The sequence below is a fragment of the Flavobacterium paronense genome, assembly GCF_030409795.1.
Lineage (GTDB): Bacteria > Bacteroidota > Bacteroidia > Flavobacteriales > Flavobacteriaceae > Flavobacterium > Flavobacterium paronense.
This window is the reverse complement of sequence record NZ_JAUFQN010000019.1, coordinates 1,861,964-1,888,466: the sequence shown is the minus strand read 5'-3', so window position 1 is coordinate 1,888,466 and position 26,503 is coordinate 1,861,964. Positions and strand designations below refer to the sequence as shown.

General features: G+C 36.7%; 10 protein-coding genes and 1 other RNA gene. 4 read left to right on the top strand and 7 right to left on the bottom strand.

Features of this window, described 5'->3' with window-relative positions; all coding sequences use genetic code 11:
* Window positions 1–25: 25 nt before the first annotated feature.
* Both QWY90_RS09605 and QWY90_RS09600 read right to left on the bottom strand, forming a co-directional pair.
* Window positions 26–15,268 (bottom strand): HYR-like domain-containing protein, encoded by a 15,243-nt coding sequence (locus QWY90_RS09605; protein WP_290285681.1) that lies wholly within the window; start codon window positions 15,266–15,268, stop codon window positions 26–28.
* Between the two features lie 21 nt (window positions 15,269–15,289).
* Window positions 15,290–15,829, bottom strand: coding sequence for a hypothetical protein (locus QWY90_RS09600; protein WP_290285680.1), 540 nt, complete (start codon window positions 15,827–15,829; stop codon window positions 15,290–15,292).
* A 690-nt stretch (window positions 15,830–16,519) separates the two neighbouring features.
* On the opposite strand from QWY90_RS09600, the gene QWY90_RS09595 reads away from it, so the two are divergent.
* The 3 genes from QWY90_RS09595 to QWY90_RS09585 are packed head-to-tail and all read left to right on the top strand — an operon-like array spanning window position 16,520 to window position 20,033.
* On the top strand, window positions 16,520–17,005 hold the full coding sequence (locus QWY90_RS09595; protein WP_290286959.1) for a SixA phosphatase family protein: 486 nt from the start codon (window positions 16,520–16,522) through the stop codon (window positions 17,003–17,005).
* A 2-nt stretch (window positions 17,006–17,007) separates the two neighbouring features.
* The gene (gene ppk1 / locus QWY90_RS09590) at window positions 17,008–19,134 is read left to right on the top strand and encodes a polyphosphate kinase 1 (RefSeq protein ID WP_290285679.1); all 2,127 of its coding nucleotides are present in this window, start codon (window positions 17,008–17,010) and stop codon (window positions 19,132–19,134) included.
* A gap of 8 nt (window positions 19,135–19,142) precedes the next feature.
* Window positions 19,143–20,033, top strand: coding sequence for a Ppx/GppA phosphatase family protein (locus tag QWY90_RS09585; RefSeq protein WP_290285678.1), 891 nt, complete (start codon window positions 19,143–19,145; stop codon window positions 20,031–20,033).
* 1 nt (window position 20,034) lies between these two features.
* Here the strand turns inward: QWY90_RS09585 and dnaX are convergent, their stop codons facing one another.
* Window positions 20,035–21,762: a DNA polymerase III subunit gamma/tau gene (gene dnaX, locus QWY90_RS09580; RefSeq protein WP_290285677.1), complete on the bottom strand. Its 1,728-nt coding sequence runs from the start codon at window positions 21,760–21,762 to the stop codon at window positions 20,035–20,037.
* 93 nt (window positions 21,763–21,855) lie between these two features.
* Entirely contained in the window at window positions 21,856–22,155 is a 300-nt protein-coding gene (locus QWY90_RS09575) for an SH3 domain-containing protein (protein WP_290285676.1), read from the bottom strand.
* 80 nt (window positions 22,156–22,235) lie between these two features.
* Here QWY90_RS09575 and rnpB point away from each other — a divergent pair.
* Window positions 22,236–22,541, top strand: an RNA gene (gene rnpB, locus QWY90_RS09570) — RNase P RNA component class A.
* Here rnpB and QWY90_RS09565 read toward each other — a convergent pair.
* The 3 genes from QWY90_RS09565 to QWY90_RS09555 form a co-directional block, all read right to left on the bottom strand.
* The gene (locus QWY90_RS09565) at window positions 22,539–24,365 is read right to left on the bottom strand and encodes a carboxylesterase family protein (RefSeq protein WP_290285675.1); all 1,827 of its coding nucleotides are present in this window, start codon (window positions 24,363–24,365) and stop codon (window positions 22,539–22,541) included. The genes rnpB and QWY90_RS09565 overlap by 3 nt on opposite strands.
* Window positions 24,366–24,431: 66 nt before the next feature.
* Window positions 24,432–25,127 (bottom strand): response regulator transcription factor, encoded by a 696-nt coding sequence (locus tag QWY90_RS09560; RefSeq protein ID WP_290285673.1) that lies wholly within the window; start codon window positions 25,125–25,127, stop codon window positions 24,432–24,434.
* A gap of 3 nt (window positions 25,128–25,130) precedes the next feature.
* The gene (locus QWY90_RS09555) at window positions 25,131–26,489 is read right to left on the bottom strand and encodes a sensor histidine kinase (protein ID WP_290285672.1); all 1,359 of its coding nucleotides are present in this window, start codon (window positions 26,487–26,489) and stop codon (window positions 25,131–25,133) included.
* Between the last annotated feature and the right edge of the window lie 14 nt (window positions 26,490–26,503).

The window sequence follows — 26,503 nt, the reverse complement described above, 5'->3', positions numbered from 1 at the left end:
GCCCTCAGGAGTTAGTAGGGTTTTTTTATCTGGTAAGGTATAAATATCCGTCTTTATTTACAGTCTGTCCATCAGTAGTTGTCCAACTGATGATGTAGAAGTAAGTTCCAGTTGGCAGTTCAGCTGATTTGCTTACCGTAGCTCTTCCTTCTGAAATACCTTCAAATTTCTTAGAACTATTATCGTAGTTTTTAGTTTCGTATACTAAAACACCCCAACGGTTGTATATTTCTACGTTATTGCTTGGATAACAATTAAAATCTTCAATATGTTCAATGTCAAAGAAATCATTTATAGTATCACCATTAGGAGTAAATGCATTGTGAATTACAATAGATTCACAAGGTAAGACACCACAATCTGTATCTACAGTCATTTTAATTTCAATTCTTCTTGGACATAATCCAGTTGTAATAGTATAACTGAAAGTATATGTTCCTGCCGGAATATTGAAGGCATTGAACGTAGTTCCATTTGTAAATCCACCAACATTATCCACGTTTGTCCATACTACATCTGCAGGCACATCATTTGGATTTGTTAATAAATCACGTAAAACATAAGGTGTATCTTCATTAGTACAACTTGTTTTAAGAACTTCAGTTACATCAGTTGTTTGTGTCACATGTACTGATTGAATAACAGTAGTTACATTTCCACAAGCATCAGTTACTGTCCAAGTTCTAGTAATAGTATAAACATTGTCTACTATTTCTGATGTAGTTATAACAGGTTCTGTTGTTACTACAGTTGAAGAACAATTATCAGTAAATACAAGGGTTGGAACCTCAGGGATTTCATCACATGTTGCCATGATTTTTAGAGGTATTTCAGTTACTAGTACTGGTCCAGATGTATCAGAGACGCTAATTGTTTGAGTTACTGATTTTGTGTTACCACAAGTATCAGTTGCAGTCCAAGTTCTTACTATTTGATAGTTAGAAGGACAGTTTCCTTGTAAAACAGATTCAGTCATAGCAACCGTTGCAGTTCCACAATTATCGCTTGCAGTTAATACAGCAGGATTTGGAACACTATCACAAGAAACACTAATGTTTGCAGGTGCAACCTGATTGAAAGTCGGAGCCACAGTATCATTAACTGTAATTGTTTGTGATGTTGAAGAAGTATTACCACAAGCATCAACGAAAGTCCAAGTTCTTACTAGAGTGAATGAATTAGGACAGTTACCAGGTGTTATAGCATCTACACCTTGAACGGTTATAGTACCACTACAGTTATCAACAGCAGTAAGCGAAATCATTGCAGGAACTTCACCAGCACAAGCAACGTTTACAGTTGCTGGAGCTTCTGGAGCTACCGGCGCAATGGTATCATTTACATTAATAGTTTGTGATACAGAAGATGTATTGTTACAAGCATCCGTAAATGTCCAAGTTCTAGTTACAGTGAACGAGTTAGGACAGTTTCCAGGAACAGCGGTATCCACACCTTGAGCAGTTATCTCACCAGAGCAATTATCAATTGCAGTTAGCGAAGTATTTGCAGGTATATCACCAGCACAAGCAACGTTTACAGTTGCTGGAGCTTCTGGAGCTACCGGCGCAATGGTATCATTTACATTAATAGTTTGTGATACAGAAGATGTATTGTTACAAGCATCCGTAAATGTCCAAGTTCTAGTTACAGTGAACGAGTTAGGACAGTTTCCAGGAACAGCGGTATCCACACCTTGAGCAGTTATCTCACCAGAGCAATTATCAATTGCAGTTAGCGAAGTATTTGCAGGTATATCACCAGCACAAGCAACGTTTACAGTTGCTGGAGCTTCTGGAGCTACCGGCGCAATGGTATCATTTACATTAATAGTTTGTGATACAGAAGATGTATTGTTACAAGCATCCGTAAATGTCCAAGTTCTAGTTACAGTGAACGAGTTAGGACAGTTTCCAGGAACAGAGGTATCCACACCTTGAGCAGTTATCTCACCTGAGCAATTATCAATTGCAGTAAGCGAAATCATTGCAGGAACTTCACCAGCACAAGCAACGTTTACAGTTGCTGGAGCTTCTGGAGCTACAGGCGCAATGGTATCATTTACATTAATAGTTTGTGATACAGAAGATGTATTGTTACAAGCATCCGTAAATGTCCAAGTTCTAGTTACAGTGAACGAGTTAGGACAGTTTCCAGGATCAGCGGTATCCACACCTTGAGCAGTTATCTCACCTGAACAATTATCAATTGCAGTTAGTGAAGTATTTGCAGGAACATCACCAGCACAAGCAACGTTTACAGTTGCTGGAGCTTCTGGAGTTACAGGCGCAATGGTATCATTTACATTAATAGTTTGTGATACAGAAGATGTATTGTTACAAGCATCCGTAAATGTCCAAGTTCTAGTTACAGTGAACGAGTTAGGACAGTTTCCAGGAACAGAGGTATCCACACCTTGAGCAGTTATCTCACCTGAACAATTATCAATTGCAGTTAGTGAAGTATTTGCAGGTATATCACCAGCACAAGCAACGTTTACAGTTGCTGGAGCTTCTGGAGCTACAGGCGCAATGGTATCATTTACATTAATAGTTTGTGATACAGAAGATGTATTGTTGCAAGCATCCGTAAATGTCCAAGTTCTAGTTACAGTGAACGAGTTAGGACAGTTTCCAGGAACAGCGGTATCTACACCTTGAGCAGTTATCTCACCTGAGCAATTATCAATTGCAGTTAGAGAAGTATTTGCAGGTATATCACCAGCACAAGCAACGTTTACAGTTGCTGGAGCTTCTGGAGCTACAGGCGCAATGGTATCATTTACATTAATAGTTTGTGATACAGAAGATGTATTGTTACAAGCATCCGTAAATGTCCAAGTTCTAGTTACAGTGAACGAGTTAGGACAGTTCCCAGGAACAGCGGTATCCACACCTTGAGCAGTTATCTCACCAGAGCAATTATCAATTGCAGTTAGCGAAGTATTTGCAGGTATATCACCAGCACAAGCAACGTTTACAGTTGCTGGAGCTTCTGGAGCTATCGGCGCAATGGTATCATTTACATTAATAGTTTGTGATACAGAAGATGTATTGTTACAAGCATCCGTAAATGTCCAAGTTCTAGTTACAGTGAACGAGTTAGGACAGTTTCCAGGAACAGCGGTATCCACACCTTGAGCAGTTATCTCACCAGAGCAATTATCAATTGCAGTTAGAGAAGTATTTGCAGGTATATCACCAGCACAAGCAACGTTTACAGTTGCTGGAGCTTCTGGAGCTACAGGCGCAATGGTATCATTTACATTAATAGTTTGTGATACAGAAGATGTATTGTTACAAGCATCCGTAAATGTCCAAGTTCTAGTTACAGTGAACGAGTTAGGACAGTTTCCAGGAACAGCGGTATCCACACCTTGAGCAGTTATCTCACCAGAGCAATTATCAATTGCAGTTAGCGAAGTATTTGCAGGTATATCACCAGCACAAGCAACGTTTACAGTTGCTGGAGCTTCTGGAGCTACCGGCGCAATGGTATCATTTACATTAATAGTTTGTGATACAGAAGATGTATTGTTACAAGCATCCGTAAATGTCCAAGTTCTAGTTACAGTGAACGAGTTAGGACAGTTTCCAGGAACAGCGGTATCCACACCTTGAGCAGTTATCTCACCAGAGCAATTATCAATTGCAGTTAGCGAAGTATTTGCAGGTATATCACCAGCACAAGCAACGTTTACAGTTGCTGGAGCTTCTGGAGCTACAGGCGCAATGGTATCATTTACATTAATAGTTTGTGATACAGAAGATGTATTGTTACAAGCATCCGTAAATGTCCAAGTTCTAGTTACAGTGAACGAGTTAGGACAGTTTCCAGGAACAGAGGTATCCACACCTTGAGCAGTTATCTCACCTGAACAATTATCAATTGCAGTTAGCGAAGTATTTGCAGGTATATCACCAGCACAAGCAACGTTTACAGTTGCTGGAGCTTCTGGAACTACAGGCGCAATGGTATCATTTACATTAATAGTTTGTGATACAGAAGATGTATTGTTGCAAGCATCCGTAAATGTCCAAGTTCTAGTTACAGTGAACGAGTTAGGACAGTTTCCAGGAACAGCGGTATCCACACCTTGAGCAGTTATCTCACCAGAGCAATTATCAATTGCAGTTAGAGAAGTATTTGCAGGTATATCACCAGCACAAGCAACGTTTACAGTTGCTGGAGCTTCTGGAGCTACAGGCTCGATTAAATCTTGTATTACAACAGTAACTGTAGCTTCATCACAATTGTTAGGATTTAATATTTCACAGATTCTATAAGTAAATGTATATGAACCACAACTTCCAAAGCTATTTAAATTGACATTACCAGCATTATCAATATTTAAATTGTTATAACTACCGCTTAGTATTGTTAAGTTTACTTCATTAGTTGATAAACCAATAGTGCTATTCAAGGTGTCATTTGATAAAATATTTCCAATTAAACCAATGTCCGAACATTGAATGTTTACATAGTTGTCATCTATAGCTTCAATAGCAGCTGCACCAACCGAAACCGAAACCGTAGCAGTATCACAGTTACCTGGATTTAATATTTCACAGATTTGGTATACTAAAGAGTATGAACCAGCAGGCGTTCCAGGAGCCACAAGTACGTCAGTACCAGAAAGCGTAATACCTGGATTAGTAGAAGATACGAAAGTAGTGTTTACTTGCGAAGCTAAAACCGGTACACCATTAAGAGTATCATTAACCAGTACATTAGTGAAAGCCGTTCCACCAGTTAAACCGTTTACAGCAGCACCTGTATCATCATTAGCGATAATAGAAGCAGCAGAAACAGCAACCGAAACCGTAGCAGTATCACAGTTACCTGGATTTAATATTTCACAGATTTGGTATACTAAAGAGTATGAACCAGCAGGCGTTCCAGGAGCCACAAGTACGTCAGTACCAGAAAGCGTAATACCTGGATTAGTAGAAGATACGAAAGTAGTGTTTACTTGCGAAGCTAAAACCGGCACACCGTTAAGAGTATCATTAACCAGTACATTAGTGAAAGCCGTTCCACCAGTTAAACCGTTTACAGCAGCACCCGTATCATCATTAGCGATAATAGAAGCAGCAGAAACAGCAACCGAAACCGTAGCAGTATCACAGTTACCTGGATTTAATATTTCACAGATTTGGTATACTAAAGAGTATGAACCAGCAGGCGTTCCAGGAGCCACAAGTACATCAGTACCAGAAAGCGTAATACCTGGATTAGTAGAAGATACGAAAGTAGTGTTTACTTGCGAAGCTAAAACCGGTACACCATTAAGAGTATCATTAACCAGTACATTAGTGAAAGCCGTTCCACCAGTTAAACCGTTTACAGCAGCACCCGTATCATCATTAGCGATAATAGAAGAAGCAGAAACAGCAACCGAAACCGTAGCGGTATCACAGTTACCTGGATTTAATATTTCACAGATTTGGTATACTAAACTATACGAACCAGCAGGCGTTCCAGGAGCCACAAGTACATCCGTACCAGAAAGCGTAATACCTGGATTAGTAGAAGATACGAAAGTAGTGTTTACTTGCGAAGCTAAAACCGGTACACCATTAAGAGTATCATTAACTAGTACATTAGTGAAAGCCGTTCCACCAGTTAAACCGTTTACAGCAGCACCCGTATCATCATTAGCGATAATAGAAGAAGCAGAAACAGCAACCGAAACCGTAGCGGTATCACAGTTACCTGGATTTAATATTTCACAGATTTGGTATACTAAAGAGTATGAACCAGCAGGCGTTCCAGGAGCCACAAGTACATCAGTACCAGAAAGCGTAATACCTGGATTAGTAGAAGATACGAAAGTAGTGTTTACTTGCGAAGCTAAAACCGGCACACCATTAAGAGTATCATTAACCAGTACATTAGTGAAAGCCGTTCCACCAGTTAAACCGTTTACAGCAGCACCCGTATCATCATTAGCGATAATAGAAGCAGCAGAAACAGCAACCGAAACCGTAGCAGTATCACAGTTACCTGGATTTAATATTTCACAGATTTGGTATACTAAAGAGTATGAACCAGCAGGCGTTCCAGGAGCCACAAGTACGTCAGTACCAGAAAGCGTAATACCTGGATTAGTAGAAGATACGAAAGTAGTGTTTACTTGCGAAGCTAAAACCGGCACACCGTTAAGAGTATCATTAACCAGTACATTAGTGAAAGCCGTTCCACCAGTTAAACCGTTAACCACAGCACCCGTATCATCATTAGCGATAATAGAAGCAGCAGAAACAGCAACCGAAACCGTAGCAGTATCACAGTTACCTGGATTTAATATTTCACAGATTTGGTATACTAAACTATACGAACCAGCAGGCGTTCCAGGAGCCACAAGTACATCAGTACCAGAAAGCGTAATACCTGGATTAGTAGAAGATACGAAAGTAGTGTTTACTTGCGAAGCTAAAGCCGGCACACCGTTAAGAGTATCATTAACCAGTACATTAGTGAAAGCCGTTCCACCAGTTAAACCGTTTACAGCAGCACCCGTATCATCATTAGCGATAATAGAAGCAGCAGAAACAGCAACCGAAACCGTAGCGGTATCACAGTTACCTGGATTTAATATTTCACAGATTTGGTATACTAAACTATACGAACCAGCAGGCGTTCCAGGAGCCACAAGTACATCAGTACCAGAAAGCGTAATACCTGGATTAGTAGAAGATACGAAAGTAGTGTTTACTTGCGAAGCTAAAACCGGCACACCGTTAAGAGTATCATTAACCAGTACATTAGTGAAAGCCGTTCCACCAGTTAAACCGTTTACAGCAGCACCTGTATCATCATTAGCGATAATAGAAGCAGCAGAAACAGCAACCGAAACCGTAGCGGTATCACAGTTACCTGGATTTAATATTTCACAGATTTGGTATACTAAACTATACGAACCAGCAGGCGTTCCAGGAGCCACAAGTACATCAGTACCAGAAAGCGTAATACCTGGATTAGTAGAAGATACGAAAGTAGTGTTTACTTGCGAAGCTAAAACCAGCACACCGTTAAGAGTATCATTAACCAGTACATTAGTGAAAGCCGTTCCACCAGTTAAACCGTTTACAGCAGCACCTGTATCATCATTAGCGATAATAGAAGCAGCAGAAACAGCAACCGAAACCGTAGCAGTATCACAGTTACCTAGATTTAATATTTCACAGATTTGGTATACTAAACTATACGAACCAGCAGGCGTTCCAGGAGCCACAAGTACATCAGTACCAGAAAGCGTAATACCTGGATTAGTAGAAGATACGAAAGTAGTGTTTACTTGCGAAGCTAAAACCGGCACACCGTTAAGAGTATCATTAACCAGTACATTAGTGAAAGCCGTTCCACCAGTTAAACCGTTAACCACAGCACCCGTATCATCATTAGCGATAATAGAAGCAGCAGAAACAGCAACCGAAACCGTAGCAGTATCACAGTTACCTGGATTTAATATTTCACAGATTTGGTATACTAAACTATACGAACCAGCAGGCGTTCCAGGAGCCACAAGTACATCAGTACCAGAAAGCGTAATACCTGGATTAGTAGAAGATACGAAAGTAGTGTTTACTTGCGAAGCTAAAACCGGCACACCATTAAGAGTATCATTAACCAGTACATTAGTGAAAGCCGTTCCACCAGTTAAACCGTTTACAGCAGCACCTGTATCATCATTAGCGATGATAGAAGCAGCAGAAACAGCAACAGTTACAATTGCTGTTGCACAACTACATGTTGCTTTAACACCACATATTTGATACGTTAAAGTGTAATTACCAGCAGGAGTTCCAGGTGCTACAACAACATTAGTTCCTGATAATGTAACTCCAGGGTTAGTTGAAGAAACAAAAGTTGTAGTTACTTGTGAACTTGTTATTGGGTTTCCGTCTAAAGTATCATTCACTAAAACGTTAGTAAATGAAATTCCACCTACAAAACCATTAATAGAATTTCCAGAATCATTATTAGCTATAAATACAGCTGGACTAACATTTATTGTTTGTGAAGCATTACTTGAATTATTACAATCGTCTTTTGCTGTCCAAGTTCTAGTGATTGAATATGATCCATCACAATTCGTTGAAGTAGGTACATCATTGAAAGTTAAAGTAGCTGTACTACAATTATCTGAAGCAATTGCTTGCTGAAATAAAGGTGTTGAACTATATGATATTGTACTTGGATTTGGAAGAGTTTCAAATATTGGCGCCGTAGTATCTTCAATAGTTATTACTTGCGTGAAAGTAGCAGACGAATTATTACACACATCTTTAGCTACCCAAGTATTAGTATAAGTACCATTATTTGGACAAGAACCAGCAGTAAACGTACTAGCCGTTTTAGTATAAGTTACTGTTCCACCACAATTATCGGTAGCTGTTGGAGCTAAAGCTTGAGCCGTTGCTAAACCAGCAGCATCGCTACATTGAAGAGTAGTATTTAAAGCAGTAGCTGTAGTTGACCAAATTGGTGCCGTAGTATCTTCAATAGTAATTACTTGCGTGAAAGTAGCAGACGAATTATTACATACATCTTTAGCTACCCAAGTATTGGTATAAGTACCATTATTTGGACAAGAACCAGCAGTAAACGTACCAGCCGTTTTAGTATAAGTTACTGTTCCACCACAATTATCAGTAGCTGTTGGAGCTAAAGCTTGAGCCGTTGCTAAACCAGCAGCATCGCTACATTGAAGAGTAGTATTTAAAGCAGTAGCTGTAGTTGACCAAATTGGTGCCGTAGTATCTTCAATAGTAATTACTTGCGTGAAAGTAGCAGACGAATTATTACATACATCTTTAGCTACCCAAGTATTGGTATAAGTACCATTATTTGGACAAGAACCAGCAGTAAACGTACCAGCCGTTTTAGTATAAGTTACTGTTCCACCACAATTATCAGTAGCTGTTGGAGCTAAAGCTTGAGCCGTTGCTAAACCAGCAGCATCGCTACATTGAAGAGTAGTATTTAAAGCAGTAGCTGTAGTTGACCAAATTGGTGCCGTAGTATCTTCAATAGTAATTACTTGCGTGAAAGTAGCAGACGAATTATTACATACATCTTTAGCTACCCAAGTATTGGTATAAGTACCATTATTTGGACAAGAACCAGCAGTAAACGTACCAGCCGTTTTAGTATAAGTTACTGTTCCACCACAATTATCAGTAGCTGTTGGAGCTAAAGCTTGAGCCGTTGCTAAACCAGCAGCATCGCTACATTGAAGAGTAGTATTTAAAGCAGTAGCTGTAGTTGACCAAATTGGTGCCGTAGTATCTTCAATAGTAATTACTTGCGTGAAAGTAGCAGACGAATTATTACATACATCTTTAGCAACCCAAGTATTAGTATAAGTACCGTTATTTGGACAAGAACCAGCAGTAAAGGTACCAGCCGTTTTAGTATAAGTTACTGTTCCACCACAATTATCAGTAGCCGTTGGAGCTAAAGCTTGAGCCGTTGCTAAACCAGTAGCATCGCTACATTGAAGAGTAGTATTTAAAGCAGTAGCTGTAGTTGACCAAATTGGTGCCGTAGTATCTTCAATAGTTATTACTTGCGTGAAAGTAGCAGACGAATTATTACATACATCTTTAGCAACCCAAGTATTAGTATAAGTACCGTTATTTGGACAAGAACCAGCAGTAAACGTACCAGCCGTTTTAGTATAAGTTACTGTTCCACCACAATTATCGGTAGCTGTTGGAGCTAAAGCTTGAGCCGTTGCTAAACCAGCAGCATCGCTACATTGAAGAGTAGTATTTAAAGCAGTAGCTGTAGTTGACCAAATTGGTACCGTAGTATCTTCAATAGTAATTACTTGCGTGAAAGTAGCAGACGAATTATTACACACATCTTTAGCTACCCAAGTATTGGTATAAGTACCGTTATTTGGACAAGAACCAGCAGTAAACGTACCAGCCGTTTTAGTATAAGTTACTGTTCCACCACAATTATCAGTAGCCGTTGGAGCTAAAGCTTGAGCCGTTGCTAAACCAGCAGCATCGCTACATTGAAGTGTAGTATTTAAAGCAGTAGCTGTAGTTGACCAAATTGGTGCCGTAGTATCTTCAATAGTTATTACTTGCGTGAAAGTAGCAGACGAATTATTACACACATCTTTAGCTACCCAAGTATTGGTATAAGTACCGTTATTTGGACAAGAACCAACAGTAAAGGTACCAGCCGTTTTAGTATAAGTTACTGTTCCACCACAATTATCAGTAGCTGTTGGAGCTAAAGCTTGAGCCGTTGCTAAACCAGCAGCATCGCTACATTGAAGAGTAGTATTTAAAGCAGTAGCTGTAGTTGACCAAATTGGAGCCGTAGTATCTTCAATAGTAATTACTTGCGTGAAAGTAGCAGACGAATTATTACACACATCTTTAGCTACCCAAGTATTAGTATAAGTACCGTTATTTGGACAAGAACCAGCAGTAAACGTACCAGCCGTTTTAATATAAGTTACTGTTCCACCACAATTATCGGTAGCTGTTGGAGCTAAAGCTTGAGCCGTTGCTAAACCAGCAGCATCGCTACATTGAAGTGTAGTATTTAAAGCAGTAGCTGTAGTTGACCATGTTGGAGCCGTAGTATCTTCAATAGTAATTACTTGCGTGAAAGTAGCAGACGAATTATTACACACATCTTTAGCTACCCAAGTATTGGTATAAGTACCGTTATTTGGACAAGAACCAGCAGTAAAGGTACCAGCCGTTTTAGTATAAGTTACTGTTCCACCACAATTATCAGTAGCCGTTGGAGCTAAAGCTTGAGCCGTTGCTAAACCAGCAGCATCGCTACATTGAAGTGTAGTATTTAAAGCAGTAGCTGTAGTTGACCAAATTGGTGCCGTAGTATCTTCAATAGTTATTACTTGCGTGAAAGTAGCAGACGAATTATTACACACATCTTTAGCAACCCAAGTATTAGTATAAGTACCATTATTTGGACAAGAACCAGCAGTAAACGTACCAGCCGTTTTAATATAAGTTACTGTTCCACCACAATTATCAGTAGCTGTTGGAGCTAAAGCTTGAGCCGTTGTTAAACCAGTAGCATCGCTACATTGAAGTGTAGTATTTAAAGCAGTAGCTGTAGTTGACCAAATTGGAGCCGTAGTATCTTCAATAGTAATTACTTGCGTGAAAGTAGCAGACGAATTATTACACACATCTTTAGCTACCCAAGTATTAGTATAAGTACCATTATTTGGACAAGAACCAGCAGTAAACGTACCAGCCGTTTTAATATAAGTTACTGTTCCACCACAATTATCAGTAGCTGTTGGAGCTAAAGCTTGAGCCGTTGCTAAACCAGCAGCATCGCTACATTGAAGAGTAGTATTTAAAGCAGTAGCTGTAGTTGACCAAATTGGTGCCGTAGTATCTTCAATAGTTATTACTTGCGTGAAAGTAGCAGACGAATTATTACACACATCTTTAGCTACCCAAGTATTAGTATAAGTACCGTTATTTGGACAAGAACCAGCAGTAAACGTACCAGCCGTTTTAGTATAAGTTACTGTTCCACCACAATTATCAGTAGCTGTTGGAGCTAAAGCTTGAGCCGTTGCTAAACCAGCAGCATCGCTACATTGAAGAGTAGTATTTAAAGCAGTAGCTGTAGTTGACCAAGTTGGTGCCGTAGTATCTTCAATAGTTATTACTTGCGTGAAAGTAGCAGACGAATTATTACATACATCTTTAGCAACCCAAGTATTAGTATAAGTACCGTTATTTGGACAAGAACCAGCAGTAAACGTACCAGCCGTTTTAGTATAAGTTACTGTTCCACCACAATTATCAGTAGCTGTTGGAGCTAAAGCTTGAGCCGTTGCTAAACCAGCAGCATCGCTACATTGAAGAGAAGTATTTAAAGCAGTAGCTGTAGTTGACCAAATTGGCGCCGTAGTATCTTCAATAGTTATTACTTGCGTGAAAGTAGCAGACGAATTATTACATACATCTTTAGCTACCCAAGTATTGGTATAAGTACCATTATTTGGACAAGAACCAGCAGTAAACGTACCAGCCGTTTTAGTATAAGTTACTGTTCCACCACAATTATCAGTAGCTGTTGGAGCTAAAGCTTGAGCCGTTGCTAAACCAGCAGCATCGCTACATTGAAGAGTAGTATTTAAAGCAGTAGCTGTAGTTGACCAAGTTGGTGCCGTAGTATCTTCAATAGTTATTACTTGCGTGAAAGTAGCAGACGAATTATTACATACATCTTTAGCAACCCAAGTATTAGTATAAGTACCGTTATTTGGACAAGAACCAGCAGTAAAGGTACCAGCCGTTTTAGTATAAGTTACTGTTCCACCACAATTATCAGTAGCCGTTGGAGCTAAAGCTTGAGCCGTTGCTAAACCAGCAGCATCGCTACATTGAAGAGTAGTATTTAAAGCAGTAGCTGTAGTTGACCAAGTTGGCGCTGTAGTATCTTGAACAATAATAGTCTGAAAAGCTGTTGAAGTATTTCCTGAAGCATCAGTTGCTGTCCAAGTTCTAGTAATAGAATAGGAATTAGCACAAGTACCATTTGTTCTAACATCATTAGAAGTTAGAGTAGCAGCACCACATGTATCACTTGCAGTTGGAGTTGTAAAACTCGGAGTTGCTGGGCATGAAATTGTAGATGTTCCTGGTAAAGTCGAAATTACAGGTGCAGTCGTATCAACAACAGTAATAGAAATAGTTGCTGTATTACTGCAGTTTGTTGGATTTAATACTTGACAAATTTTATATGTAAAAGTATAAACTCCAGCTGCAATTCCTGATGTAACATTTACATCTCCATTTGAACTAATAGAGATTTTAGGATTACTTCCTGAAAGTAATGTGAAAGTTACCAGATTAGCTGCAAATGGTCCACCATTTAATGTGTCATTTGTTAAAACATTACCTATTAAACCTGAAGTTGTACAATTAATATTTGTATAAGTATCGTTAACAGCTAAAATAGCTGGAGCAGTAACAGTAATAGTTACCGTTGCAGGATCACAGTTAGTTGTAGGGTTTAATTTTTCACACAAGTTATATACTATGGTGTAGGTTCCGGCTGGTGTACCGGCAGGAACAGAAACTTGTCCCGTAGCAGTATCTATAGAAGGAACAGGATTGCCACCTATTGAAGTTGCTGGTGTCGTAACCGTAATATTAACTTGTGAAATAGTAGCCTGAACACCATTTAAAGTATCAGCACCACTTCCGTTGTTATTTAATACGTTTCCAGCATTAGGATTTCCTGTTGTTCCATTGCCTCCGGTAAGAGCATCATTTTGAGCTACAATAACAGGACATTTAGTAATGGTGAAAGGAAAATTACATCCGGTTCCACCACCTGAAGGAACTGCATAATAAGTAACAGTTGAACCAGAAACTAAAGGAATAGGATTGGCATCTGTATATTGAATCGAATTGATTGTTACTGGGAAAGTATTATAAAATAATGTCCCTAATGGAAAATTAGAAGCAATTTCAGAAGTTCCTACACTTGTACTAGCACTACAGTAAGAAAAATGTCTGGTATAATCACTATTTGGACAATTTTGTGTAACATAATTTGTTCCATTTATTGCTATGTTTATTGGAGTAGGAATAGCTACACCTGCACAACTTCCATTTTGAGTATAACCTTGAATGAAATCTGAATTGTTTAAAGGCACATTTGTAGTATTTCCAATTCCGGTAGAATTTCCATTCACCGACATGGCACTACCACAGGTTGCATTACTTAAAATCGCACAATCTGTTGTTGCTTTTAATTTAAAAGTTAATCTGGCCAATAATGTTCCTGGTCCATTAGGAGAAACAGGTAAAACTAAAGTACCAAAATCCCAAACAATTGAACCCGTAGCTCCTAAACTAGGATTAAACGTAATGCTATTTGGAGTAGGTGTTGTTTGAGGACTGAAAACTGAACCGGCAGCACTTCCTGCAACATAAGTTGCATTAAAAGGAATTGGGACAACTAATTTAAAGTTTTTCACAGCCTCAGTACCAATATTCTTGATGTCAACTGTATAACCAGCGTCTTGACCTGGTAATATAGTATACGGTTGTACAGCAGGAGTACCATTGATAGTTGTTGCTGAAATTACAGCTTCAACCTCAGGGACATATGCATCTACCGACATAGCAATTGCAAATATTGAATATGTATCTGAACTTGTACCGTATTTAAAATTAGTTGATGTTTGACTATTACCAATTATTGTGTTGTTAGTATTTGGAATGTTAACAACTGCAATATCGATACCCGTATTATTTACCAAATTTGGGTTTCGTGTACCACCTGTATTGATTGAAGAGTTAAAGAAATTAGTTGCAGAATTACCAGAATGACTTAAAGAAGTATAATTTGTTGTATTAAGATTTCTAATTTTAAAATAATCGCCTGTAAAACTTACATCACCTTCACTCGCCATCAAACCAAGTTTTACGCCAACGTTTCCTGATTGAACGGTATTAAAACCAGAAACTGGTAAATCAAATCCTGTGGTATTTGTAGAAGCTACATAAGCATAACCATCAAAAATAGTTACGTCTCTCCATTTCATTTTAGAGTTTTCATAGATTACAATCATTCCCCATCCACCAGAATATCCAGTCCCTCCCGGATCACCTTCTAATAATGCCATGTCAGCTACAGTATACTGTCCTAGACCATTGGTCTTTACATAATCGGTAACTTCAGCATAAGCAGAGTATATATCATCATCAGTACCTGATGGATAATAAATATCTGTCGCAGCTGCAGTTATAGTCGTGTAAGATGAAGATGCAGGACCTTTAAACTTAACAATTCGTTTATTGAATGTTTTTGTAACGCTGTTTTTGGTTACGTTAAAAGTTACATTTGGAGAAGATTTACCAGTCCAATATAAACCGGCATAAATGATATTCGAACAAGCAGGTACTGCAACTCCACCTTCAGTTGATAAAACTAGTGTGGAAGAAGATGAGTTAAACGTGCTTGAATCACCATCGGTATCAACATACACCATTGTTTGACCATTGTTGTTGGTTGTTGCGCTATAATTTTGCGGACTCAAACAGGTATTACCTAACATGGCAAAATCACCTTTCACATTATATATCTTTTTGGTAGGACTATATTGTGAAGTTCTTTGTGTAAAAGTCTTTTTAACCTGCGCATTAACAGTATTGTTAAATCCAAGAAAGATTGCCAATATAGCTATGGAGTAGGTAAGCTTTTTTACGATTGAATTGAAGTATAAATTTTTCATATATTCTCTTTTTATCAATTTTTATTGATTGTTATCGCCTTTGTCGATTTTATAAAATATGTTAAACCTTTTGTCATAATTAACAATATGACTTGCGATATTTTCACTAGTTGTATTGAGACTTGATATAAAATAAACGAATTTCAAATTAGGAAAATTTGAAAGGCTAGATAAATCAATAGTAGAATTTAATTGACTAGAATCAGTAATTTGAACAGTTACAATCTCAATATTTTGTTTTAAAGTAATTGAGCTGTCTAAACGATTAAGCATGCCTAAATCAGTATAAAGTTTAACGGGTTGTTCACCATAGGTTTTGGCTTCACCAGAATAAAAATAGGTAGCTGAATGTACATTAGATATCAGATCTTTTAAGTGATTAGTATTCACTGCAGGTGTCCCATTTGCAATACGGGCTGAAGTTTCACTGTTACTCAAAGATAGAAATGAATTCATTTCTTTGATCACGATAGTTTCATTTTTAATTGCTCTTGTACCTTGGGCAAAGACACCTGAGTAAAAAGAAACTAACATTAAAATTAGTAATAGTTTTTGTTTCATGAGTTGACTTGATTTTTCAAACAAGTAAATTGTTTGACGGTTAATTATTTGGGTTTGATTATTTAAAAATTTCTTTTCTTAAAACAGTTTAAAAAAATCGCATTTTTGGCTAGGAAGATTTTTTGTAGGCATTTAGGTAGCATAGATTTTGGGTTAAACTATAAAACAAAGTTATTCACAAGTTATTAACAAATTTAAATTTTATCTATAAAAAGTAAAAGAAAACGATTAAGTGCATTTTTTTTGATTTCATGCAGATGTTTAACTTTGTTTTTGGGCATAATTTGTTTGTTTTTTGACATGGTGATTTGGGTATTTAGGGTTATTTTTTTGTAATTATTTAGGTTTTACAATTCGAAAGTAGATAGTTTTAATTAAACCACCAAAAAAAATATCGACAAAGTGCGTTATTTTATAGATAAAGTGCATTTATTAACATATTTAAATAGAAAAATACTACAATTTTTATTGTTATAAGTATTTTATTCCATTTTTTATTTTTAACATTAATTTATAATTTTCTCAACTAAGAAATATTGAAGCAGAATAAACGACAATTTAAAATAAAATTACTTTTATTACTTGTTGATTCTGATTGTTTATTTAGTATTTAAAGTCTTTAGATAAAATACATTTTATATGATATAAAAACTTAAATTTATGCATTCAATTGCTTACAAGAAATTTATAATGAAAGAGCTAATAGTAGTAAGACATGCAAAATCTAGTTGGGATGCACCACTTCGAGATAAGGATAGGCCATTAACTAGCAAAGGTATTCAAGATGCTCATTTGGTATCTTCTTATATTAGCAATCTAATACCAAAAACATTTTTGGTTTGGAGTAGTACCGCTAAAAGAGCTTCTGAAACAGCGATAATTTTTGCACAAAATATTTCCTTTCCTGTAGAAAGTATAGTTTTTAAAGAAGAGCTATATACTTTTGACGAAATAAAATTGGAGCGTATTATCAAATCATGTCCAAATGAATATGAAAACTTAATTCTTTTTGGACATAATGAAGCAATTACAAATTTTGTCAATAAATTTGGGAGCGTTTTTATCGACAATGTTTCCACCTCTGGTTTTGTAAACATTATATTTGACCAAAATGGTTGGGATAGCATTGAAAAAGGCATTACCAAGAAAGTTATTTTCCCAAGAGATTTAAAATAATTATGAGTACAGAACCCCGTTTTCGATATATAGATAGAGAAAAAAGTTGGTTAGCATTTAATGCCAGAGTTCTACAAGAAGCAGCTGACGAAGCAGTTCCATTATTAGAAAGACTTCGTTTTATAGGCATTTTTTCCAATAACTTAGATGAGTTTTTTCGCGTACGTTTTGCCGCTATTCGACGTTTGAGTCTTTCCGGAGAAACAGGCGAAAAAATTCTCGGCGGTATAACTGCCCAACAACTGGTGAAAGACATCACCGAAATTGTTATTAAACAACAAGAAGAAAGTTTACGTGTACTCACTACTATTGAAAAAGAGCTAGAGAAGCAAAACATAATCATTATCAACGAGAATGAAGTTTCCGAAGAACATGAAAACTTTATTAAGGATTTATTTATCCAAAAAATAAGCCCTGAATTAGTTACCATCATCTTAAATGATTTAGCCGAATTTCCACTATTAAAAGACACTTCAGGATATCTCGCTGTTAAATTAGTAATGAAGACGGAACAGAAATCAAAAATGTTAGGTTTGATAAAAAACAAACCTGAAGTACGTTATGCTATTATCGAAATCCCCAAAAACATCAACAGAGTTCAAGAACTTCCTGTAAAAGATGGTAAACAATATTTAATGTTGTTAGACGATATTATTCGCTACAACATAAACAGTATTTTTAATATTTTTGATTACGAAAGCATTTCGGCTCACATGATAAAAATCACACGTGATGCTCAGTTGGATATTGATAGCGACATGAGTAAAAGTATGCTCGAAAAGATTGCAACTTCTGTAAAAGACAGACGTATTGGTGAACCTGTTCGTTTTGTATATGATCAACATATCGGAAAAGATACACTCAAATTTTTCCTTTCCAAAATGGGAATTGATGTTTCCGATGGTGTTATTCCGGGCGGAAGATATCACAACCGTAGAGATTATATGAACTTTCCAAACCTTGGTCGATTTGACTTGTTGTATCCGCCAAGAGTGCCGCTTCCGGTAGAAGGCTTGTCATTAGATGGAAGTCTGCTGAATAAAATCGCCCAAAAAGATTACTTGATTAATGCGCCATTTCAGTCGTTTTCTTATCTGATAAAGTTCTTGCGTGAGGCCGCTTTAGATCCAAAAGTAACTTCCATTAAAATCACTTTATATCGTTTGGCAAAAAACTCTCAAATTGTAAGTTCACTTATAAATGCTGCTAAAAACGGCAAAAAGGTTACGGTTCAAATTGAACTCCAAGCTCGTTTTGATGAAGCCAGTAATATTTCGTATGCCGAACAAATGCAACAAGAAGGAATAGAACTTATTTTTGGGATTAAAGGATTGAAAGTTCACAGCAAAATATGTTTGATTGACCGAATTGAAGAAGGAAAATTAAAACGTTACGGCTTTATTTCTACCGGAAATTTCAACGAGAGTACGGCAAAAATTTATACCGATTTGACACTTTTTACCAGTCATCAACAAATACTGAAAGACGTTTCTAAAATATTTGATTTCTTTGATGTTAACTACAGAATTCATCGTTACAAACACCTAATTGTTTCGCCACATTACACTCGTTCTAGATTCTACAAGTTAATTGACAGAGAAATAAACAACGCTATAATGGGTCGTCCGGCATACATTAATTTAAAAATGAATAGTATTTCGGATTACCCAATGATTGACAAATTATATGAAGCTAGTAATGCAGGTGTAAAGATTAAATTGCAGGTGCGAGGCATTTGCTCCTTAATTCCTGGCGTCAAAGGAATGAGCGAAAATATTGAAGCTGTTAGCATTGTAGACTACTTTTTAGAACATACACGTTCCTATATTTTTTGTAACAATGATGATCCTGAAGTATTTATTTCATCGGCCGATTTTATGACGCGTAATTTAGATGGACGAGTAGAAGTTACCAGCCCAATATATGATGAAGAAATCAAAAAGCAAATTATTGACACCTTTAATATAGGATGGAAAGGAAATGTAAAAGCTCGTTATCATTCAGAAAAATTTGAAAATAAATACCGAGTTCGAGCTGAAGGAGAAACTATTTTCAGAGCGCAACATGAAACCTACAACTATTATAAAGAAAGACTTGAAGGTACGTCAAATAACCAAATAATCGAATAAACCAATTAATGATTTCAATAAAAAAATATGCAGCAATAGATATTGGTTCCAATGCCATGCGATTGCTTATTACTAACATCATTGAACAACAAGGCAAGGAAACACAATTTAACAAAAGTTCCTTGATTCGGGTACCAATTCGTTTAGGGCAAGATGCTTTTACTGTCGGTGAAATCTCAGATGAAAATATTGACAGAATGGTTGATGCCATGAAAGCTTTCAAACTCTTAATGAAAGTTTATAAGGTAGAAAGATACAAAGCCTGCGCTACATCTGCTATGCGCGAAGCCTATAACGGAAAAGAAGTAGCCAATATTATCAGAGAAAAATGTGATATTGATATTGATATTATTGACGGAAAAATTGAAGCTACCATTATTGCTTCTTCCGATTTACACGATTTCTTAAAAACGGATCAAACCTATTTATATGTTGATGTTGGAGGTGGAAGCACCGAATTCTCTTTATTTACCAATGGCAAAATGATTGCGTCCAAATCATTCAAAATCGGAACTGTTCGTATGCTGAACAATGTGGTAAGCGACATTGTTTGGGAAGAAATTGAAAAATGGATAAAAACAAACACCGCAGAATTTGAAAATGTTATCCTTATCGGCTCTGGAGGAAACATCAACAAGTTGTTCAAACTCTCAGGCAAATTACAAGACAAACCGTTATCGTATTTATACTTAAACTCTCAATACCAATATTTGAATTCATTGACTTACGAACAACGCATCGCAGAGTTAGCCATGAATACTGACCGTGCTGATGTAATTATACCAGCAACTAAAGTGTATCTAAATGCTATGAAATGGAGTGGAGCACGTCAGCTTTTTGTACCAAAAATTGGTTTGGCAGACGGAATTGTAAAAGCGATGTATCAGGGGAAATTATAATTTACTCATTGACTTCTAACCCAAAAAGATTACGCATCAATTCTAAATTGGGATTAAGTTCTACCAAACGGTTGTATTTGTCTATTGTTCGGCTACTTTTTTTAAGTACTAAAGTTTCATTTACCTTAACTTCAATAGTAATATCGTGATTATGCAGCTTTCCTCTTAAGTAGCCCACTAATTCTTTATCTTTTTCGAAATCCAGTTTTGAACTTTCATTCGGTAACTCGTGAATAATGGTTGTGCCTTCGAGTGTTGGTTTGTTTATCGTTATTAAAGAAGCAACAATATGATGACCTTTATCTTCCATGCGACGTGCGTATTCAAACCATTGTTCGTGCATTTCCGTTTCAGAAAACGGCTCGCTTGCCAAATGAATCACTTCTTTTACTGTCGACTTATGGGCCTCAACCATTTCTTTCTTAGCACGAATGCTAGCTAAAGACATTGAGGAAACCTTTGGTTGAAGGTTATCAGTTATTGGTTGTTGGTTGTCGGTTGTTGGTTGATTGTTTATATTTATTTGTTTCTCAACAATTTCTTCTGCCTTCTGAATGTATTCTACTAATTGCTTTTGGCTTTTGGCTAATGGCTCTTTAACTTCAGCTATAGAATAACTGTTATTACGATAATAAGTAGGCGGAATTATTAACTCAGGCTTTTTTTTTTCTCCATCAAAACCGATAGAGCTTAATTGCATTAACGCGAGTTCTACTAAAAGGCGTTGATTTTGAGAAACCTTATATTTCAAATCACAATCATTAGCAATCTCAATCCCTTTTAATAAAAAGTCTTGAGACGCTTTTTGGGATTGTTGTCCGTATAATCTTTGTGCCGCTTCACCCATTTCCAACAACGAAAGTGTAGCGGGTGTTTTGGCAACTAATAAATCTCTAAAATGCGATGCTAATCCAGCAATGAAATGATGACCATCAAAACCTTTGGATAAAATATCATTATACCCTAGCAAGACTTCCGGAATTTTGTTTTCCAGAATCAAATCGGTCATATTGATGTACGTCTCATAATCTAAAACGTTCAGATTCTCAGTTACCGCCTGACGTGTTAAGTTGTTTCCACAATAGGAAACCACACGATCAAAAATGGACAAAGCATCACGCATAGCGCCATCCGCTTTTTGTGCAATAATGTGTAAAGCGTCATCTTCAAATTCCACGCCTTGACTTTTAGCAACATCAGCCAAATGTTCTTTAGCATCTTTAACCGTAATTCTTTTAAAGTCAAAAATCTGGCAACGCGATAATATAGTTGGAATAATTTTGTGTTTTTCGGTCGTAGCCAAAATAAAGATGGCGTGCTTTGGCGGTTCTTCAAGTGTTTTTAAAAAGGCATTGAAAGCTGCCGAAGACAACATATGAACCTCGTCAATAATATAAACTTTATATTGTCCGGTTTGTGGCGGTATGCGAACTTGGTCAATTAAGTTTCTAATATCATCAACCGAATTGTTAGAAGCGGCATCTAGTTCAAACACATTAAAAGCAAAATCCTCATTGGGATCATCATAACCAGGCTGATTAATTTTGCGTGCTAAAATCCTGGCACAGGTAGTTTTTCCAACACCTCTCGGACCGGTAAATAATAGGGCAGAAGCCAAGTGATTACTTTCTATGGCATTAAGCAAAGTATTCGTAATTGCTTGTTGACCCACAACGTCTTTAAACGTTTGTGGACGATACTTGCGTGCTGATACTACAAATTGTTCCATAGATTTTTACTGGATTACAAATATAGAATAATAGTTGATTTGGTTATTTGGGAATGTGGTTATTTGGAAAAAACTTTTCCACAATTTCTGATGCTATTGTTTATTTCCTTTAATACTTAATTCATGTAAAACCTGTGCGGCATGACTTTCGGAATTGGGTGAAAATCCAGCCACAAATACTCCTTTTTCTCCAGTGCTCGATTTGATACCATAGACAATAGCTTCTTCATCCGGATTGGTATCACCTTCATAACGATATATATGCAGAATTTGATAATTCTCAGGATTACTCATTATGGCATCTTCCTGCAGATTAAAATCAACAACAAAATCCATAGCTTTAAGTTCTTCCAAAGCTTTTAAAACAGAAGCATAATGATATCGATTTTTCATAAGGTATTATTTCCATAAAGATAAAAAATAATTCCCAAATTCTTAATCCTAATTCCTAAATCCCAATTTCCTATCTTTGCCACGCAGACCGCCTTATCGTCCTGAGCAATCGGGGAGGAAAGTCCGGACACCAAAGAGTAGCATATTGGGTAACGCCCAACCGTTGAAAGACGAGGACAAGTGCAACAGAAAGCAAGTACAGTTCGGCTGTAGTGAAACCAGGTAAACTCTATGCGGTGAAATTCCAAGTATATCGGCATTTAAGGATTACTCGTCCGTTGCCGAAGGGTAGGAAGCTTGATCTCGTTAGTAATAACGAGACTAGATAAATGATAAGGGCCCGCCTCGGCGAGGTACAGAATCCGGCTTATAGGTCTGCTTTTTTATTTTTTAATGATTTTTGCTGTCGAAGTTGTATTGCCTTGATTTATTTTAAGAGTATAAATTCCGCTTGAATAATTAGAAAAATCAAGTTGTAATTCAGTTGAAGTAAAGAGTTTTTTACCAGTTAAATCAAATACAGAAATCTCAATCGAGTCTGTAGTTCCTTTCGGGATAATATTTACAATATCATTTAAAGGATTCGGAAAAACAGTAAACATGGTGTCATTATTTTCTACAACAGAAAGTGAACTTGTACAAGGCGTATAATTAATTGCTGCATCCCACAAATCCGTTTTTGCAGTTCTCAAACCACATTGTGTCCCATCAGGAGTTGCTTTAATTTCTACATAACAATCGGTAGCAGCATTATATTGAGGCCATGTAGCTAGTCCTGTTCCATTAGGATTTCCGGTGTTGGCAAAATTCACCCAATAAGACAACATAGCATCTTGAACTTGTTCATCTTCGTTGTGAAATAAAGGTCCAGAACCAAGCGTAGCATTTTCCCAATTATTGAAAACATAAAAAAGTTCCATACCATGATAACTTCCCAGAGGTTGAAGTATTGAAACGGTATGTTTGTGAGTGAAAAAATAACGCCAAACAGGCTCTGTTTGATTAGAACTTACACATTGTGCTGTTCTTCTTGTCGAGGCTGTAAACTGTGAGTCTGTTAGTATGCCAATATAGGATTGTTTAGCTGTTGTGTTATCTGCGCCAGATGGATATAAACTATTTGCTTGCGGTAATAATGCAGTCGGTACAATACTGTTTTTTAATAAAGTCACCATTAACGGTGTAACTGTTTCGGGTGCAGAAATACTCATTTCTTCTGAATTACTACCAATTATCAACGGAACTTTATTAAAATTTCCTGATTGAAATTGGGCTGATGGAACGCTATTAAAAACAACATTATCTACTACTGGCAACCAGTTCAAGCCAACAGCACCACCGCTTAAAGGAGCCGTTTCATTAGCTACAAGTTGATCACTTGTTAAGCTTCGCATGTAAGCAATTTTGTCAGTATCTGTACCTGTTGTGGTGTAAGTGTTTACATAATCAATACCAAGATTTCTTCCTGTAGAATAATTGTTTATGACTGGAGCAGCACTTTCAATGCAAGCTCTTTGAAATAGATTAGCGGCTAATGGGCTAGTCAATAAATTCCCGACATTGATTCCGCCAGCGCTTTCTCCAAAAATCATTATTTTATTAACATCTCCACCAAAATTGGCTATATTGTTTTGAATCCATCTTAAGGCTAAAATTTGATCCATTACAGCATAGTTTCCTGAAACATTATTAACGTTTTCAGTTTCTAAACCGGGATGCACTAAAAAACCTAGAGGTCCAAGTCGGTATTGTATAGTGACAATTACAGCATTTCCTCTGTCTGCTAAGTTTTTCCCAAAAAACATTTGTGTTCCACCATTTACTTCACTGGTACTTCCTTGTTGATTTCCTCCACCATGAATAAAGACCATTACAGGTTTCGTGGTATTGGTTAAATTGGGAGTCCAAATATTTAGATAAAGACAATCTTCATTCCCTTCAATTGTAGATGACGAACCACCTGTATCAAAGTTTTTTTGAGGACAAACCGGAGAAAAAGCATTTGTAGTTAATATGCCTGTCCAATTTACTGGATTTTGTGGCGCTTTCCAACGTAAGTCATTTATAGGAGGTTTTGCAAAAGGAATACCTAAGAACTGATAGACTGTTCCGTTTAAACTTCCTTGAATAGTCCCGAATTGAGTATTTACTGTTTGCGAATTTGTCTGAGAAATAAAAAATAAAAAAAGGAGTGGTAAAACTTTATTCATAGTCTGTGGATTTAAAAAGCAACCTTTCGACTAAAATAATTTAAAAAGGTTTAATAATTGTGAAAATTAACTTCCTTTTTTTATTTTAAACTCCAATCCAATATTCCGAACACTTTCGATTGAAATAGCAGTATCATCCTTAAAATATTTTCTGAGTCTGCTGATGAAAACATCCATACTTCTGCCTGAGAAATAATCGTCGTTTTTCCATACTGCCTTTAATATTTGTTCACGCTTCAGTAATTGATTTTTATAGTTGAAAAGAAACGTAATTAGTGAAGCTTCTTTTTCCGTGAGTTGTTGGGTTTTGTTTCCTATTTTTAATTCTAATCGATATGTGTGAAAAAGATAGTTTCCAATTTGAATCTCATTGGCATTAGATAATTTAGTCACAGAATTGGTAGCCCTTTTTAAAATATTGGTAATCCTCAAAACTAATTCATCGGCTTCAAAAGGTTTTATAATATAATCATCTGCCCCGAGTTTTAAGCCTTTGATTTTATCTTCATTTTGGTTTCGGGCAGTCAAGAATAGAAACGGAATTTCTGGACGAAGACTAACACATTGTTCTGCCAAAGTAAATCCGTCCGTTTTAGGCATCATAACATCAAAAATGCAGATATTAAAAATTTCCTTTTGAAAGAGCTTCCAGGCTTCTTCGCCATCCTTTGCCCAATGTACTTCAAACTGATAAATCTCTAAATAGTGTTTCAGCACATTGGCAAAATCAATATCATCTTCGGCTAATAGTATTTTTTTCATGAATTAAACGGAAGGTATACTAATAGTAAAAGAAGCTCCTTTTCCAAGTTCACTTACAACTTTTACAGTTCCTTGATGTGCTTTTATGATTTGGTCAACATAATACAATCCGAGACCAAGGCCTTTCGTATTGTGAACATTTCCTTGTTCGACGCGATAGAATTTTTCAAAAAGAAACGGCTGTTTTGTTTTGGCAATTCCGATACCATCATCCTGAATGCTGATGTGGAAAATCTCATTTTCAAGCGAAGTTACTAAAGTAATATTCTGGCAGCCATACTTCACGGCGTTTTCGAGAACATTAGTGATTGCTGTTGTCAAATGAAATTTATCAAGTAATAAATTTATTTCTGTAGTATTGAAATTGTATTTAATCTTTACGTTTGGATATGCGAGATTGAAATCAGTAATAATGGTTTGCAACAAGGCGTTGGTTTTTACCTTTTCTTTTTGAAGTTCAATGTCTTCAAAGCCCAAAGAATTGCTCATCACCTGATCGATGATATTTTGCAAACGTATATTTTGACGGTTTACAGTATCCAGAATGGTGTCAAAAACAGCTTCGTTTTCTTTTATTTCCTTGCGAGCTAACATTTTGGTTGAAACACTTAATGTAGTCAAAGGTGTTTTCAATTCGTGGGTAATGTTATTGATGAAATCAGTTTTGACATCGCTCACTTTCTTTTGTTTGATTAGAGCTTTGATGGCGATTACGAATAGCGTTACCAAAACCAACATCGAAAGTATCGACAAAATCAATAGCGTTGCCATTCGCCCTAATATGATTTGCTCCCAATTTTTTACCGAAACATACAAACAGTCTTCTGTCAGTAATTTATAGTTGTCATTTTTAAATCCGCTTGTGGTTCCAACATAGTTTCTAACTAAAAAAGCATCGTCCAAAGAAGCCAGATTTCCATAAATAGCATTCGAGATAACCGGTTTCTCTGAAAAAAGAGTGTCTGTCTTTGTAGTGTTGTCAAGCATTACGAATTTATTAGCAACAACTGCAAAACTGATTTCTTCATCAGGGAAAGCACGCTTTAATTTTTTTCTTAAACGGTTGGTCAATACATCGCGGTATTCGTTATCGAGTAAATCAGCTTTAACCTGATTTCTATAGCTTTTGTCGTTAATGAATTTTTCGGCTAGGCTTTTATAAAGGATTTCTTTTCTGAAGAAAATACTCGAATCCAATTCGGTAAAATTACTGGTGATGTTCCCGATTTTGTCTTTGACTTCGGCATGAAACTGTTCTACTTTATAGTCATACGCAGTCTTCACTAAATACACCTGAATGGCACAAAGCAAGAGTAATATTATAGCCGAAAATCCGATTAAGAAATTTATTTTTTGTTTCATGAATGCAAAATTGA

What these genes read in the sequence shown, in the direction of transcription:
- QWY90_RS09605 (WP_290285681.1), bottom strand. Translation starts at nt 15,268, where the DNA reads ATGAAAAATTTATACTTCAATTCAATCGTAAAAAAGCTTACCTACTCC.
- QWY90_RS09600 (WP_290285680.1), bottom strand. Translation starts at nt 15,829, where the DNA reads ATGAAACAAAAACTATTACTAATTTTAATGTTAGTTTCTTTTTACTCA.
- QWY90_RS09595 (WP_290286959.1), top strand. Translation starts at nt 16,520, where the DNA reads ATGAAAGAGCTAATAGTAGTAAGACATGCAAAATCTAGTTGGGATGCA.
- ppk1 (WP_290285679.1), top strand. Translation starts at nt 17,008, where the DNA reads ATGAGTACAGAACCCCGTTTTCGATATATAGATAGAGAAAAAAGTTGG.
- QWY90_RS09585 (WP_290285678.1), top strand. Translation starts at nt 19,143, where the DNA reads ATGATTTCAATAAAAAAATATGCAGCAATAGATATTGGTTCCAATGCC.
- dnaX (WP_290285677.1), bottom strand. Translation starts at nt 21,762, where the DNA reads ATGGAACAATTTGTAGTATCAGCACGCAAGTATCGTCCACAAACGTTT.
- QWY90_RS09575 (WP_290285676.1), bottom strand. Translation starts at nt 22,155, where the DNA reads ATGAAAAATCGATATCATTATGCTTCTGTTTTAAAAGCTTTGGAAGAA.
- QWY90_RS09565 (WP_290285675.1), bottom strand. Translation starts at nt 24,365, where the DNA reads ATGAATAAAGTTTTACCACTCCTTTTTTTATTTTTTATTTCTCAGACA.
- QWY90_RS09560 (WP_290285673.1), bottom strand. Translation starts at nt 25,127, where the DNA reads ATGAAAAAAATACTATTAGCCGAAGATGATATTGATTTTGCCAATGTG.
- QWY90_RS09555 (WP_290285672.1), bottom strand. Translation starts at nt 26,489, where the DNA reads ATGAAACAAAAAATAAATTTCTTAATCGGATTTTCGGCTATAATATTA.